General features: G+C 64.4%; 14 protein-coding genes and 1 tRNA gene. 11 read left to right on the forward strand and 4 right to left on the reverse strand.

Translation table 11 applies throughout. The annotated features are described in order from the left end of the window. Entirely contained in the window at window positions 1–1,359 is a 1,359-nt protein-coding gene (gene aroA, locus FJW10_RS10975) for a 3-phosphoshikimate 1-carboxyvinyltransferase (RefSeq protein WP_140900106.1), read from the reverse strand. Between the two features lie 196 nt (window positions 1,360–1,555). On the opposite strand from aroA, the gene FJW10_RS10980 reads away from it, so the two are divergent. Beyond that, a complete protein-coding gene (locus tag FJW10_RS10980) occupies window positions 1,556–1,951 on the forward strand; it encodes a TIGR02300 family protein (RefSeq protein ID WP_140650589.1) in 396 nt (131 codons plus the stop codon). Between the two features lie 161 nt (window positions 1,952–2,112). Continuing rightward, window positions 2,113–2,188, forward strand: a tRNA-Ala gene (locus FJW10_RS10985). Between the two features lie 509 nt (window positions 2,189–2,697). Here FJW10_RS10985 and FJW10_RS10995 read toward each other — a convergent pair. Beyond that, window positions 2,698–3,198 (reverse strand): DUF6496 domain-containing protein, encoded by a 501-nt coding sequence (locus FJW10_RS10995; RefSeq protein WP_140900107.1) that lies wholly within the window; start codon window positions 3,196–3,198, stop codon window positions 2,698–2,700. 72 nt (window positions 3,199–3,270) lie between these two features. Then, a complete protein-coding gene (locus FJW10_RS11000; RefSeq protein ID WP_140900108.1) occupies window positions 3,271–3,729 on the reverse strand; it encodes a YbhB/YbcL family Raf kinase inhibitor-like protein in 459 nt (152 codons plus the stop codon). A gap of 496 nt (window positions 3,730–4,225) precedes the next feature. Here FJW10_RS11000 and FJW10_RS11005 point away from each other — a divergent pair, with 496 nt between their 5' ends. Then, complete coding sequence (locus FJW10_RS11005) at window positions 4,226–4,582, forward strand: hypothetical protein (protein ID WP_246674208.1); 357 nt, start codon at window positions 4,226–4,228, stop codon at window positions 4,580–4,582. A 19-nt stretch (window positions 4,583–4,601) separates the two neighbouring features. On the opposite strand, the gene FJW10_RS11010 is transcribed toward FJW10_RS11005, so the two are convergent. Continuing rightward, window positions 4,602–5,708, reverse strand: a complete 1,107-nt coding sequence (locus FJW10_RS11010) for a lactonase family protein (RefSeq protein WP_140832127.1) — start codon at window positions 5,706–5,708, stop codon at window positions 4,602–4,604. 202 nt (window positions 5,709–5,910) lie between these two features. Here FJW10_RS11010 and FJW10_RS11015 point away from each other — a divergent pair, with 202 nt between their 5' ends. The 8 genes from FJW10_RS11015 to FJW10_RS11050 all read left to right on the forward strand — a co-directional run bounded on the left by FJW10_RS11015 (window position 5,911) and on the right by FJW10_RS11050 (window position 13,512). Then, window positions 5,911–6,462, forward strand: a complete 552-nt coding sequence (locus FJW10_RS11015) for a MaoC family dehydratase (protein WP_140900109.1) — start codon at window positions 5,911–5,913, stop codon at window positions 6,460–6,462. Window positions 6,463–6,465: 3 nt separating this feature from the next. After that, window positions 6,466–7,626: a CaiB/BaiF CoA-transferase family protein gene (locus FJW10_RS11020; RefSeq protein ID WP_140900110.1), complete on the forward strand. Its 1,161-nt coding sequence runs from the start codon at window positions 6,466–6,468 to the stop codon at window positions 7,624–7,626. Beyond that, complete coding sequence (locus FJW10_RS11025) at window positions 7,623–8,768, forward strand: extracellular solute-binding protein (RefSeq protein WP_140900111.1); 1,146 nt, start codon at window positions 7,623–7,625, stop codon at window positions 8,766–8,768. The genes FJW10_RS11020 and FJW10_RS11025 overlap by 4 nt, the downstream gene beginning before the upstream one ends. 26 nt (window positions 8,769–8,794) lie before the next feature. After that, window positions 8,795–9,979: a substrate-binding domain-containing protein gene (locus tag FJW10_RS11030; RefSeq protein WP_140900112.1), complete on the forward strand. Its 1,185-nt coding sequence runs from the start codon at window positions 8,795–8,797 to the stop codon at window positions 9,977–9,979. Window positions 9,980–10,135: 156 nt separating this feature from the next. Then, on the forward strand, window positions 10,136–10,873 hold the full coding sequence (locus FJW10_RS11035; RefSeq protein ID WP_140900113.1) for an ATP-binding cassette domain-containing protein: 738 nt from the start codon (window positions 10,136–10,138) through the stop codon (window positions 10,871–10,873). Further along, a complete protein-coding gene (locus FJW10_RS11040; protein ID WP_140900114.1) occupies window positions 10,866–11,603 on the forward strand; it encodes an ATP-binding cassette domain-containing protein in 738 nt (245 codons plus the stop codon). Before FJW10_RS11035 ends, FJW10_RS11040 begins: the two co-directional genes overlap by 8 nt. Further along, window positions 11,600–12,541: an ABC transporter permease gene (locus FJW10_RS11045; protein WP_140900115.1), complete on the forward strand. Its 942-nt coding sequence runs from the start codon at window positions 11,600–11,602 to the stop codon at window positions 12,539–12,541. The genes FJW10_RS11040 and FJW10_RS11045 overlap by 4 nt, the downstream gene beginning before the upstream one ends. Before the next feature lie 5 nt (window positions 12,542–12,546). Further along, window positions 12,547–13,512 carry an ABC transporter permease gene (locus tag FJW10_RS11050; RefSeq protein WP_140832141.1) on the forward strand — a complete coding sequence of 322 codons (966 nt, stop codon included), beginning with the start codon at window positions 12,547–12,549 and terminating at the stop codon, window positions 13,510–13,512. The last annotated feature ends 157 nt before the right edge of the window (window positions 13,513–13,669 follow it).

The following is a 13,669-nucleotide window of genomic DNA, read 5'->3' on the forward strand; positions in this document are numbered from 1 at the left end:
TCACTCGATCTCCGCGCCCAGCCCCTTCATCAATCCCATGAACTCCGGAAAGCTCGTCGCGATCATGTTCGCGTCGTCGATCGTCACCGGCTTCTCGGTCGCCAGCCCCATCACAAGAAAACTCATGGCGATGCGGTGGTCGAGATACGTCTTCACCGCCGTATCCTGGCCGTTCGGATGCGCGCCGAGCCCCTTGCCGCCCGGCTTGCCGCGCACGGCGAGCGAAGCCTCTCCTTCCGTGCAGTCGACGCCGTTGAGCTTCAACCCGTTGGCCACAGCCGACAGCCGGTCGGATTCCTTGACCCGCAATTCCTCCAGCCCCTGCATCAGCGTCTCGCCCTCGGCGAAGCTCGCGGCCACGGCCAGCACCGGATATTCGTCGATCATCGACGGCGCGCGCTCGGGCGGCACGGTGACGCCTTTCAGTTCGGAATAGCGCACGCGGAGGTCCGCCACGTCCTCGCCGCCGGCATTGCGCGGGTTGAGGATCTCGATCTTGCCACCCATCTCCTGCAGGGTCAGAAGCAGACCGGTGCGGGTCGGGTTCATCAGCACGTTCTCGATAACGATGTCGGAGCCCGGCACGATAAGTGCTGCCACCAGCGGGAAGCCGGCCGAGGAGGGGTCGCCCGGCACCGCGATGGTTTGCCCGGTCAGCTTGCCTTGGCCTTCGATGAAGATATGGCGCACGCCGCGCTCGTCGGTCTCGACCGACAGGTTGGCGCCGAAGCCCTTGAGCATCTTTTCGGTATGGTCGCGCGTCATCACCGGTTCGATCACCGTGGTGATGCCGGGCGTGTTCAAGCCGGCAAGCAGCACCGCCGACTTCACCTGCGCGGACGCCATCGGCACGCGGTAGGTGATGGGCGCGGCGTGTTTCGAGCCGCGCAGCGTGATCGGCATGCGGTCGCCGGGCGCTGCCTTCAGCACCTGCACGCCCATCTGGCGCAGCGGGTCGAGCACGCGGCCCATCGGCCGGCCGGAAAGCGAGGCGTCGCCGATGAAGGTGGTCTCCATGTCATAGGTGCCGACCAGCCCCATGGTGAGGCGCGAACCGGTGCCGGCATTGCCGAAATCGAGCGGGCCTTCCGGCTGCAGCAGCGCGCCGTTGCCGGTGCCGCGGATCACCCATTCGGCTCCCTTCTTTTCGACATGCGCGCCCATTGCCTTCACGGCGGCGCCCGTGCGCATCACGTCCTCGCCTTCGAGCAGGCCGGTGATGCGGGTTTCGCCGGAGGCGAGGCCGCCGAACATGAAGGAGCGGTGCGAAATGGATTTGTCGCCCGGCACGCGCGCGATGCCGGCAAGGGGAGGGGATTTGCGGGCCGTGGCTGGCTTAGCGGCGGCGGAGTGAGACATCCTTGTCTTCCAAATGAAATGCCGGCTGGCCGGCTCGGTTCGTCATGGTGCGGCGGTCTCGTATCACGGTGCGTTGCAATGGTCATCCCCTTGTGCGAGGCCTTCGAATACGAGCATTTTACAATGCCGGCTTTTGGCTTTGACAGCGCTCAAAACTGCCGTTATGGGGACCACTCTTTTATTGACGAGGCCTACTGTGGCAAAAGCTGAACTTGGCACCAAGCGTGTCGACCCCGAAACGGGTCGGAAATTCTACGATCTCAACAAGGACCCGATCGTCTCGCCCTATACCGGCAAGAGCTATCCACGCTCCTATTTCGACGAAGGCAAGATTTCTGCCGTCGAGGAAGATGAGGAAGTCGCCGAGAAGGAAGTGGACGCCGACGAAGAGGAAGGCGCCGAAGTCGTCTCGCTCGAGGAGGCCGATGACGAGGCCAAGGGTGGCGGCGACGATCTTCCCGATCTTGGCGATGATGAAGAAGATGTCGATCTCGGGGACGATGAGGACGACACCTTCCTTGCCGACGAAGAGGAAGAGGACGATGACGTCGCCGATATGATCGGCGTCGGCGACGACGATGACGAAGTCTGATTTCGTTTGCCGGCCATTTTGGCCTGTGACGAAAAAGCGGCTTTTCAAGGCTTGATCTTGACCGAAGGCGGCGCTAGAAGCCGCCAGCACTAAACGACGGCGCGGTTCCCAATCGCGCCGGATCTCTTCGCCGGAAACGGCGCCGGCTGACTGCCGGGAGTGGGGCCATAGCTCAGTTGGGAGAGCGCTTGAATGGCATTCAAGAGGTCGTCGGTTCGATTCCGATTGGCTCCACCAGTCACTCTTTAGGATGTTGATTTCCCTAAAGAACCTTTGATTTCAAAGGCATGCGCAGGCAATGTGGTCCACATAGGTGGTCCACAACGCAGGAAATTCCGTGCCCCGGCGAGCATCACATCTCCAGCTTCGCGGCAACGTTTACTGGCTTCGGTTGCGCGTCCCAGACGCCTTGCGGCCCTACGTCGGTAAGGTAGAAATAAAGAAATCGCTTAAAACCTCCGACTATCGATAGCGGTCCTCCAGTCGGGCTTTGATAGCCAGTTCCACGCGATGCATGGACGGCTGTAGAAGCGCGAAATCCTTCGGAGGAGGAGTTTTCAAAATATGGTTGCGAAGGATGGATTGAAGCATGGCTCTTCTCCCTGACGGGCAAGAGCACGTACCTCTTACTGTCGACTGCATCCGAAATATCTGGCGGCCGATGTCAAACGGCGAACCGTTCTCAGGTCCGTCGCATCTTCCCGACGGAAGGTTAAGGCGAAGCATCCAACTTGGCCGCTCACACTCTAACCGCGCTGGGTGCGGGTTCTGGCTGCTTTGCGCGCTGCCGTCGATCGTCCGGGGGCGCCTTTGGTCTGCGCGGCTTTCCTTGCCGCCGCCGACCGCTCTTCGGCTGTGCGGCCGGATGCAGCGCTCTTGGCCTGCTTCGACAGCGCCTTGTGGGAGGCGATGGTCTTCGGCTCGCCCTCAAGCACCTTCGACACCGCCTTCGAGACCTTCGGCTGGCGCTTCGGCTTCCGTTCGCCCTGGCCTGCTTCGTAAGCATATTTGGCGCTCTTGCGCGTGCTCTCCTTCACATCGCCTTTTTTGGGGGGCGGCAAGTCGACGCCCGCGCGGCGCGCCTCCGAAAGGCCGATGGCGATCGCCTGTTTGGTGGAGCGGGCGCCGTGCTTGCCTTTGCGGACTTTGTCGATTTCCGCGTGAACGAATTCACCGGCCTGCGTGCTTGCCGACTTGCCTTCGCGTTTGTCCTCGCGCGCCTTTTCGATGGTTTTCTTGTCCGGCATTGTTTTTCTCCTCGTTCTCCTCGTTCGAACGGATGCATGATCGAATGCCGACAGCATGCGTCAGATCGCGCATCAGCGACTTTCATATGTGCCGACGAGGTCGGCAGTGGCGATCATATGCGGCTCCGCCTGGGCCAGAAGATTCGCGATTCCCGTTTCTCCGCCGGGTTCCAGCGCCTCGACGTCGAGTGCTGAAAGGCGGAAGTGATAATGGTGAACGCCGTGCCCTTTTGGCGGCTGGGGACCGTCATAATGGGAATTGCCGAAGTCGTTCACGGCTTGGCGGAAAGTTTCCGGTCCGGCGGTGCCTTCCGGCAAGCGGTCTCGCCCGGCGGCAATGTCATAGACCGCCCAATGGCGAAACATGCCGCGCGGCGCATCGGGATCCTCGACGACGAGCAGGAAGCTTCTGGTCCCGACCGGCGCGTTCTTCCACCGCAGGGGAGGCGACAAATTGCCTCCGTTGCGGACATAGGGTTCGGGAATGGTCTGCCCGTTTTCAAAGGCTGGACTCTCAAGCGTGAAAGCCATGGCTGGAACTCCGTGCATTTATCGCGTTCTTCTCGAAGGAATTCACGAACGATCTTCGCTCGGATCGGTGGAGCGCGCTCGCAACCGGTTTCTTTTGGAACGCGGGGCACTGGCGGGAGTTCCAGCATCACGCCCGCGACGGAGCGTCGACGGATGCTTGCAAAGATATCGTCCCTGGAAAGCCGCTCCAACGGAAAGCGAACGCGGGTGGTACCGGCGAACAAGCGCCCGAGGAAATCCCTATGCCGGTGGCCGCAACTAGGCTAAGGGGCTTCCTGTCAGAGGGATGCTTATGAGAATTCCGGCTTTGGGTGGGAATCTGGCGCAGGGACGTGTTCGATCCGGGCTGCTCGCGCGACAAAACGGTCTCTTGCCGATGCTTTGCATTCTGGCATCCGCGCTTGCCGCCTGCCAGTCGGCTCCCGACGAACCGCCTCCATCCGAGCCAATCCCGGCCGCCGCTGCTGCTTCCGCTGCGACCTCGCCGAATTCGGCCGTGCTGGATCAGGCGGCTGCGATCGTTCCCCCCGGCAAGGGCGTTCCGGCCAGATACGCCGCATTCTCCGGCATATGGGCGGGGCAGCTCAACGGCATGTATGACGGCAAGCTGGCGGTCCTGACCGTGTCCTCGGGCGGGCAGGTGACGGTCAGCTACGCGTGGGGCGACCTGGCCGATAACAAGCCGGGCGTTGCCGACGGCTCCGGCAGGATCGTCGGAAACACCTTGAAGCTCGGGCGCCTGCCGAACGGCGCGGACATCACCGCAACGATGCCGTCGCCAGGAACACTCAACGTTACCTACGCGCTTGCCGGCCAGACCTATATCGGCTCGTTCGCCCGGGTCGGCCAGTGAGCAAAGTCAGTCACTGAAGTCAAAGCGGGTCCCGCGTGATCCGCACGCACATCGGCGTTCCGATTTCGATGGCGTGGCCGGTGTCGGTCAGCCGGCCGCTCGTCTCGTCGCGGGCGAAGATCGAGATGCGATCGGCGTTCTGGTTGGCTGAAAACAGATGCCTGCCCGACGGCGTCAGCGCGAGGTTGCGCGGTGTCGCGCCGCCGCAAGGCGCGAAGTCGACCAGCTCCAATTTCCCAGACTGCTGATCGACGGCGAAGATGGCGACGCTGTCATGGCCTCTGTTGGAGCCGTAGAGGAAGCGGCCGTCGGGCGAGATCTGGATGTCGGCGCAGTGATTATGCGCGCGAGCCTGTTCTGGAACCGCCGGCTTGGTGTCGATCGGCTCGAGCTGACCTGACGATTGGTCGAGCGCCAAGGAGACGACCGTCGAGTCCAGCTCGTTCATGACGAAAACGAAGCGGCCGTTCTGATGCAGCGCGACGTGACGCGGTCCGGCGCCTGGCGCGAGCGCCGAGGAAGCGAGCTTCACCAGCGCGCCGTTGGGCCCTATCCGGTAGGAGACCAGCTGGTCGATGCCGAGATCGGCGACGATGGCAACGCCGCCCTGGATGGTTTCGGTGACGCTGTGGGCGTGCGATCGCTCCTGCCGGTCAGCGTTGGGGCCGGTGCCGGAATGCGCCACGCTCGCCAGCGGCGCGGTCAGGCCGCCGTCGGCCGCGAAGCCGAACACAGCGACCGCCTTGTCGGGGCCGCCGCTTCCCAGCCCGTAATTCGCGACCAGCAGCTTGCCGCCGTCGCGGGTGATCGTGTTGTGCGCGGTGATGCTGCCGAGCGACGGCTGCTTGTTGATATAGGCGAGTGAATTGGTGGCGCGCTCGAAGCGATAGGCCGTGACCGTTCCCTCGCGCCAGGCGAAGACTTCCGAATTGGCATAGATGCGCGTCCCGTCCGGCGTCACCGACAGGAAGGTCGGGTTGTCGACCTCGTCGGTCTCGGCAAGCTTTTGCACGGCAAGCGTCGCCTCGTCGAAAGCGTAGACGCCGAGGCCGACGCCGCGCGCCCCCTGGAAATAGGGAGCCTCGCGGTTGAGGCTGCCGACAAAGACAAGACACGCGCTTTGCATCGATCTTCCTCCCATCGCCGGCGCTGCTGCGCTCGTGCCGGCTTTCCAAAAATTTCGCCGATCGTCGCTTGCAAGGCAATCCCATATGTGAAAATATTATTCACAAAAGAATTGACGGGAGGAAAAGCGACATGCGTCTCGCCATCCGGCCTCGTGCCCGGAACCGCCTTGCAGGCCGCGCCGGAAGCTTCCGGAGAGGACCATGAGCGCATTCTCGCCGACCGTCGGCGTCGCCTCGACGCATCCGGTCGACATGCCTGAGGCGCATGCCGGCATCCCCGTCTGGAATTCGGAAAACTGGTTCTACGAGGACTGGCAGGCCGGCCACAAAATCCGCTCGCTCCGCCGCACCATCGCCGAGGGCGAAAGCCATATGTTCAACGCGCTGGTGCTGGACATCCATCCTTACGTGCAGGACCAGATGTTCGCCGAGAAGGAAGGCATTTTCGGCCGGCGGCTGGTGGCGGGCGCCTTCGTCTTTTCGGCCGGGCTCGGCCTGGTCGCCACCAATTGCATCAACGCCTTTTCCTATGGCTATGACAAGCTCAGATTCATCAAGCCGGTCTTCATCGGCGACACCATCTATTCGATCCGAACCAACCTCGACAAAAAGCCGCGCTACCAGGACATGGGCCTGATCCGCGCCAGCTATGAAGTCTTCAAGGGTGAAGGAGAGCTGGTGCTCTACTGCGAGCATCTGCAGACGGTGAAATACAAGAACCCGGCTGATTTCGTCGGCAAGACAGAGAAATGAACCGTGGCCGCTGAAAACGAACTTCCGCTGACCGGCCTCGTCGTCGTCGACATGAGCCAGTTCCTGTCGGGACCCTATTGCTCGCTGCGCCTGCTCGATCTCGGCGCGCGCGTCATCAAGATCGAGCGGCCGGACGGCGGCGACCTGTCGCGCCGGCTTTATCTCAGCGACACCGAGATCGGTGGCGATTCCACCATTTTCCACGCCATCAACCGCGGCAAGGAGAGCCTGGCCGTCGACCTCAAGAACGAGGCCGATCTTGCGATGCTGCGTGCGCTGATCGCCAGGGCTGACGTGCTCATCCAGAATTTCCGGCCGGGCGTCATCGAGCGGCTCGGCCTCGACTATGAGCATGTGAGGACGATCAATCCCCGGCTCGTCTACGCCTCGATCAGCGGCTATGGCGAGGACGGTCCCTGGGTCAAGCGCCCGGGGCAGGATCTGCTCGCGCAGGCCCGTTCCGGCGTGATGTGGCTCAACGGCGACGAGGAGCAGGGGCCCGTGCCGTTCGGCCTGGCGGTCGCCGACATGCTGGCGGGCGCTGCCTGCGCCCAGGGTATCCTCGCCAAGCTGGTGCGGCGCGGCATCACCGGTAAGGGCGGCCATGTCGAGACAAGCCTCCTCGAGGCGCTGATCGATTTCCAGTTCGAGGTGCTGACCACGCATCTCAACGACGGCCGCCGTCTGCCGAAGCGCTCGTCCTTCCGCAGCGCCCACGCCTATCTGTCGGCGCCCTACGGCGTCTATCCGGCCAAGGACGGCTACCTGGCGATTGCGATGACGCCGATCCCGAAGATTGCCGACCTGCTCAAACTGCCCGAGCTCGACCCGTTCCGCGACAAGCCCGCGACCTGGTTCACGGCCCGCGACGAGATCAAGGCGATCGTCGCCAGGCGCATCGGGCAAAAGACCATCGACGAATGGCTGGCCATCCTCGAGCCCGCCGATGTCTGGTGCGCCAAGGTGCTGACCTGGCCGGAACTGATGGAAAGCGACGGCTTCAAGACGCTCGACATGCTGCAGACCGTGACGCGCGAGGACAATGTCTCGATCCTAACCACCCGCACGCCGCTGCGCGTCGACGGCGCCCGCGCCAAAGTGGATCGAGCCGCCCCTCGCATCGGCGAGCACAGCGAGAAAATCCGCTCGGAGTTCGGCCTGTGAGCGGTGTTTCTTTGAAAGGCATGACCTGGAGCCATCCGCGCGGCTACGACCCGATGGTGGCGTGCTCGGCGCTGTGGAAGGAAAAGACCGGCGTCTCGATCGAATGGGAAAAGCGCTCGCTGCAGGATTTCGAATCTTTTCCCGTGAAAGAACTCGCCAGCGCCTACGACTTGATCGTCATCGACCACCCGCATGTCGGCCAGATCACCGCCGAGAAATGTCTGGCGCCGCTCGATGTGCCGGGACGCGAGGCGGAACGCAAGGCACTCGCCGCCGGAAGCGTCGGCCAATCCTATCCGAGTTACACCTGGCAGGGCCGGCAATGGGCATTTCCGATCGATGCCGCGACCCAGGTTCAGGCCTGGCGGCCGGATCTGATCGAAGCCGCGCCGGCGATCTGGACCGAAGTGCTGGCGCTTGCCGAGCAGGGCCGCGTTCTCTTGCCGCTCCGGCCGCCGCATTCGCTGATGTGCTTCTACACATTGGCCGCCGATCTTGGCCGGCCGTGCATCGTCGACGGTTCGGTCGACCTTATCGATGGCGAGGCCGGCGAAACCGCCTTCGAGATGCTGCGCGAGATCGCGGCGCTCGTCGATCCCGCATGCCTGACCATGGATCCGATCGCGGTGTTTGAAAGGATGGCGGAAGCCAATTCCCGCATCGCCTGCGCGCCACTGATCTACGGTTATGTTCCCTATGCGGTGGCGGGTTTCCGGCCGCGCCGTCTTGCCTTCGCCGACATGCCGGTCGCCGGCGGCAACGGCCCGGTCGGCTCGGCGCTTGGCGGAACCGGTATTGCCGTCTCGGCCTTTTCCGCCGCGCGCGAGGCGGCGATCGACTTCGCCTACTGGATCGCCAGCGGCGACGTGCAGCGCGGGCCTTACACAGCCGCCGGCGGCCAGCCCGGCCATGCCGCGGCCTGGGAGGACGATGCCGTCAACGCCGCGACCGGCGACTTCTATCGCGACACGCGTGCGACGCTCGAAGGCGCCTGGGTCCGCCCGCGCCACGACGGCTATATGGCGTTCCAACAGCAGGCTTCGGACCGCATAAATGAGGGCCTTGCCGGCAGGCAGGACGACGTCGTCGCCGACATCAATCGCCTGTTCAGGGAGAGTTTCGCGCCGGCCGCCGCCAGCTAGTTTCTGATGCACCAAGGGAGGAAAAGATGACCAGCCTGATACGCGGCCTGCTCGCCGCAACCGCCATAGTCACGATCCCGTTCGCCGTCCATGCCGCCGACGTGAAGTCGGTGATCGACGGCTTGCCTGCCGATCTCAAGGCGCAGTATGACGGCGCGCCGCAGAAAGTGCTGCCCTCGGCCTGGGATAATTTCACGCCGCCTGCCAAGCCGTGGAAGTGGTGCCATTCGGAGAGCTACCAGGGCAATCCGTGGCGCGTGTCCGTTACCAAGGAGCTGAAGCGGCTGGTCGAGGGCCTGATCGCCGACGGCACGGTGTCGAGCTTCGAAGTGTCGGATTCGAACAACGACCCGAGCCAGCAGATCAACCAGATCCGCGCCTTCATCGACAAGAAATGTTCGATCATCACCTCGATCCCGGGCTCGGCGACGGCGCTCGACGATGCCGTGGACGCCGCCGCCAAGGCTGGCATCCCCTTCATCACCGCGGCGGGCTCGATCACCAGCCCCAACGCCATCAATGTCGATTCCAACTATGCCCGCTGGGGCTATGACATGATGACGGCGATCGGCAAGACAAAGCCCGATGCCAGCGTGCTGGTGGTGGAGGGCATCGCCGGCCATCCGATCGTGGTCCAGGAAAAGCAGGGCGCCGACAAGGCGCTGGCCGAGAACAAGGGCCTCAAGGTCGCGCGCACCGTCAACGGCAATTGGACGGCCAACGTCACCAAGACGGTGGTGCTGCAAGCGATCGCCACCAATCCCGCGCCGATCGATGCGGTGTGGACGACCGGCAGCGAAAGCCGCGTCGTCGCCGAAGCCTTCGCCGAAGCCGGCCGTCCCGCGCCGCTGATCACCGGCTCGATCACCGGCGACGCGCTCGGCTACTGGAAGGCCAATCCCGACAAGTACCGCTTCGAGGGCCATGCCGTGCTGCCGGGCTGGACTGCGCAGACGCTGTTTCGCGTCGGTGAGCGCATGCTCGACGGGCAGAAGCCGAAGCTCAACACGCTGCTGATCCCGATCCCGCCGGTGCATGCCGTCGAGCTCGACAAATGGTACAAGGACTGCATGACGCCGGATGCCGTTTCGGTCTTCCCGGTGCCGCCGACGGACCCGATGCCCGAGGACGTGCTCGACGCCTATTTCGCCAATCCCGCGCCGACCAGGGGCTGGGATTATTCCAAGGTGCCGGACGCCTGCGCCAAGTGATGTTTTGCGAAGCCGGCTCTCGCTAGAGCAATTCCAGGAAAAGTGTGAAACGGTTTTCCGTCCGGAATTGCGTCAAAACGAAGTGATAGAGGGTTCGCCGTTTCCGTGAAACGGTGAAACGTTCTAGGGGCCTGCTTCTCTATCTTGGAAAGACACATGCTCGAAGTCCAAGGCGTCTCGAAACGCTATGGCGAAACCGTCGCGCTGGCCGAGGCGTCGATCGCCTTCCATCCCGGCACGATCCATACGATCCTCGGCGAGAATGGCTCGGGCAAGAGCACGCTCGTGAAACTGTTGTCCGGCATCGTGCAGCCCGATAGGGGTGCGATCCTGCTAGACGGCAAGGCGTTTTCCGGCACGCAGCCCGCGGCCTTCCAGGCCGCTGGCCTTGCTACCGTCTTCCAGGAAGTGCTGGTCGCGCCCGATCGTTCGGTGACCGACAACATCCTGCTCGGCCTGGACGGCCTTTGGCGACGAGGCGTGCCGCGTGGCGACCGCCGCGCCCGGGCGCAGGCCGCGCTCGGCCGCTTCGCGGTGACGCCGATCGATCTCGACCGGCCATGCGGCGAGCTGCCGCTTGCCGCGCGACAGCTTGTCGTGCTTGCCCGCGCCGTCATCCGCAACCCGCGTGTCCTGATCCTCGACGAGGTGACGGCGGCGCTCGACTTCGCCGACCGCGAGTCGGTCTTCGCGCTTATGCGCGCGATGGCCGGGGCGGGCACGCTGATCCTGTTCATCACGCACCGGATGGACGAGGTGATGGCTTTGTCCGACCGCATATCCATCCTGCGCGCCGGCCGGGTGGTGAAGACCGAGGAGCGCGGTGTTTCGACGCCGGCCGAGCTTCTGGCGGCGATGGCGCCGCAAACGGCCGCGGAGTTGGCGCATGGCTGATGCAAAAGCCCTCCGTGTGCGGGAGCTCGTCATCGCTCCCGGTGTCGATCCGATCAGTCTGACGATCGCGCCAGGCGAGATCGTCGGTCTTGCCGGGCTCGACGGCCACGGCCAGGAACGCTTCCTGCGCGCGCTGGCCGGGCTCGAGCGGCCAGTCGCCGGCGAGATCGCAGTCGACGGCAAGGCGGGGTCGATCACCAGCTTCCGCAAGGCCGTCGCCGGCGGCATCGCCTATCTGCCGCGCGACCGCCGCTCGACCGGCATTTTCCCGACGCAGTCGGTGCTCGACAATTTCGCCATCTCCACCGTGTCGAACGATCGCCGCTTCGGCTTCTTGAGCTTCGCGGCACGCCGTCGTCGCTATGAAGCCTACAGGCAGAAACTCAGCATCGTCGCGCCGCGTCCGGATGCGGCCATAACGACGCTGTCCGGCGGCAACCAGCAGAAGGTGCTGCTCGCCCGCGCCTTGGCGCTGGAGCCGAACTTCCTTCTGCTCAACGATCCGACGCGCGGCGTCGACGTGGCGACCCGTCATGTGCTTTATGACGTCTTCCGTGGCCTCGCCGCCGAGGGCATGGCCCTGGTGATCCTGTCCAGCGAGATCGAGGAGATATTGCTTCTCTGCCACCGCGTGCTGGTGTTCCGCGAGCAGCGCGTGTCGGCCGAGTTCTCGGGCGCGGAGATGACCGCCGACACCGTGATCGCAGCCATGTTCGGGCGCGCCGCATGAGCCCGATCCTTCGCAAGCTCCGTGGCGTCGGCTTTGCCGCGGTGATGCTCGTCGTCCTGCTCGTGCTCAACGTCGGGCTCAATCCGGCGCGCTTTCAGCCGTCGTCCTGGGGCACGCTGCTCGGGCTGGCCGCACCGCTGATCGGCGCGGCCGTCGCCTCCGCCCCGGTCGTCCTGGCGGGACGCGGCGGCATCGATATCTCCGTCGGTCCGCTCATGGGCTTCGTCAATGCTTTGGTCATCCAGGTGCTGTTCCTCAATCTCGGCGTCTCGTCGCCGTGGATCGTCGTTCCGGCCGCGTTGCTGGTTGGCGCGGCGGTCGGCGCAGCGAACGGTGTGCTCGCTACGATCCTGCGCATCCAGCCGATCGTGGCGACGCTCGGCACGTATCTCATCCTCACCGGCGTCACGCTCACCATCCTGCCGGCGCCGATCGGTCCGGCGCCTGACTGGCTGAAGGCGATGGCCGGGCCGCTCTCGATTCTGCCGCTGGCGCTGATCGGCCTGTGCTGGCTCCTGGTGCGCCGCACGCCCTATTACGACCTGCTGATGGCCGTCGGCAGCGACGACCGCGCCGCCTATACCGCCGGCGTGCCGGTGACCAAGGTGCGGCTCATCGCCTATATCCTGACCGGGATCTTCGCCGCCGCGGCTGGGCTGATGCTCACCGCGCTGATCGGCTCGGCCGACCCCAATATCGGCCCGACCTACACACTGATTGCGATTGCCGCCGTGGCGCTGGGCGGCGTCAGCCTCGCCGGCGGGCTTGGCGGGCTTGGCGGCGCCGCGATCGGCGCCATCGACATCTTCCTGCTGCAGAGCCTCCTCACAACCTTCAACGTTTCAACCTATGTGCTGCAGATCGCCTATGGCCTGATCCTCGTTATCGCCGTGGTGCTTACGGCGGTGCAGGAACGGCTGTCGAGGCGGAAAGGCTGACCGGGATGATAAGCAACTGGTTCCAGTCCACCAACGCCCGCATCGCCGGCGCCTTCCTGATGGCGCTGCTGCTGCAGGTCGTCGGCACGCTGCTCATCCCCGGCTATTCGGCGCCCTTCGCCATCCGCGCGCTGCTGGTCATCGCCTCGCTGCTGGCGGTGGCTTCGATCGGCCAGACGCTGGTCGTCATCCTTGGCGGCATCGATCTTTCCATCCCCTTCGTCATCGGCTTCGCCAATGTCGTGGCGGCGCAGCTTTATGGTCAGGGCTGGAACTTCGCCCTGGTCTGCGTTGTCGTCGGTGTCCTTGCCGTCGCCATCGGCGCGCTGAACGGGCTGATCTCGCGCGGGCTCAACATCCATCCGCTGATCGTCACGCTCGGCATCGGCATGGTCGTCCAGGGCGCCGTGCTGTTGTGGACCGGCGGTTTTCCATCCGGCTCGGCGCCGCAGGCCGTGTCCAGCTTCGTCTCGATCGGCGGCTCGGTCGGTCCCTTGCCCGTGCCCTTGCTGGTGCCCTGCCTCGTGGTACTGACGGCGCTGATCGTGCTGGTGCTTGCCCGCACGCCCTATGGCCGCCGGCTCTACGCGGTCGGCAGCAATCCGGAGGCGGCGCCCCTGGCGCTGATCGATCCGTTGCGCATGTGGGTCGTCACCTATGCGGCCAGCGCCTTCTTCGCGGCTGTCGCCGGCGTGTTGCTGCTCGGCTTCACCGGCTCGGCCTATGGCGATGTCGGCCAGCCCTATCTCTTCCAGACGATCGCCGCCGTCGTGGTCGGCGGCGCGGCGCTTGTCGGCGGCCGCGGCAGCTATCTTGGCACCATCGCCGGCGTCCTGGTGCTGACCGAAATCAACACGCTGCTGATCGGTCTCGGCTTCCGGCCGTCGACGGTGCAAGCCGCGCTCGGCCTGGTCATCCTGCTTCTGGTCTCGCTCTACGGCCGCGAGCGCCACGTTCGCACGACGGTTTAGATCGAGCGGCAAGCTGTTTGATTCCTGGCCGCTCTCGGAAAAATGTCGCGCTTGGGCGACCTAGCGTACGACACCTTGGGTTTACTGAGGCTGGTCCAGCCGTCAGTTGATCGCAGAGAAGCATCGTTCTGGAATTGTCCAGCCCGATGCGCTATAT

It is taken from the genome of Mesorhizobium sp. B4-1-1 (assembly GCF_006439375.1).
GTDB lineage: Bacteria > Pseudomonadota > Alphaproteobacteria > Rhizobiales > Rhizobiaceae > Mesorhizobium.

Excerpts from the sequence above, each read along its gene's own strand:
- FJW10_RS11010 (WP_140832127.1), bottom strand. The coding sequence starts at position 5,708 with ATGCAAAGCGCGTGTCTTGTCTTTGTCGGCAGCCTCAACCGCGAGGCT.
- FJW10_RS10995 (WP_140900107.1), bottom strand. The coding sequence starts at position 3,198 with ATGCCGGACAAGAAAACCATCGAAAAGGCGCGCGAGGACAAACGCGAA.
- FJW10_RS11035 (WP_140900113.1), top strand. The coding sequence starts at position 10,136 with ATGCTCGAAGTCCAAGGCGTCTCGAAACGCTATGGCGAAACCGTCGCG.
- FJW10_RS11040 (WP_140900114.1), top strand. The coding sequence starts at position 10,866 with ATGGCTGATGCAAAAGCCCTCCGTGTGCGGGAGCTCGTCATCGCTCCC.
- FJW10_RS11030 (WP_140900112.1), top strand. The coding sequence starts at position 8,795 with ATGACCAGCCTGATACGCGGCCTGCTCGCCGCAACCGCCATAGTCACG.
- aroA (WP_140900106.1), bottom strand. The coding sequence starts at position 1,359 with ATGTCTCACTCCGCCGCCGCTAAGCCAGCCACGGCCCGCAAATCCCCT.
- FJW10_RS11045 (WP_140900115.1), top strand. The coding sequence starts at position 11,600 with ATGAGCCCGATCCTTCGCAAGCTCCGTGGCGTCGGCTTTGCCGCGGTG.
- FJW10_RS11050 (WP_140832141.1), top strand. The coding sequence starts at position 12,547 with ATGATAAGCAACTGGTTCCAGTCCACCAACGCCCGCATCGCCGGCGCC.
- FJW10_RS11000 (WP_140900108.1), bottom strand. The coding sequence starts at position 3,729 with ATGGCTTTCACGCTTGAGAGTCCAGCCTTTGAAAACGGGCAGACCATT.
- FJW10_RS11015 (WP_140900109.1), top strand. The coding sequence starts at position 5,911 with ATGAGCGCATTCTCGCCGACCGTCGGCGTCGCCTCGACGCATCCGGTC.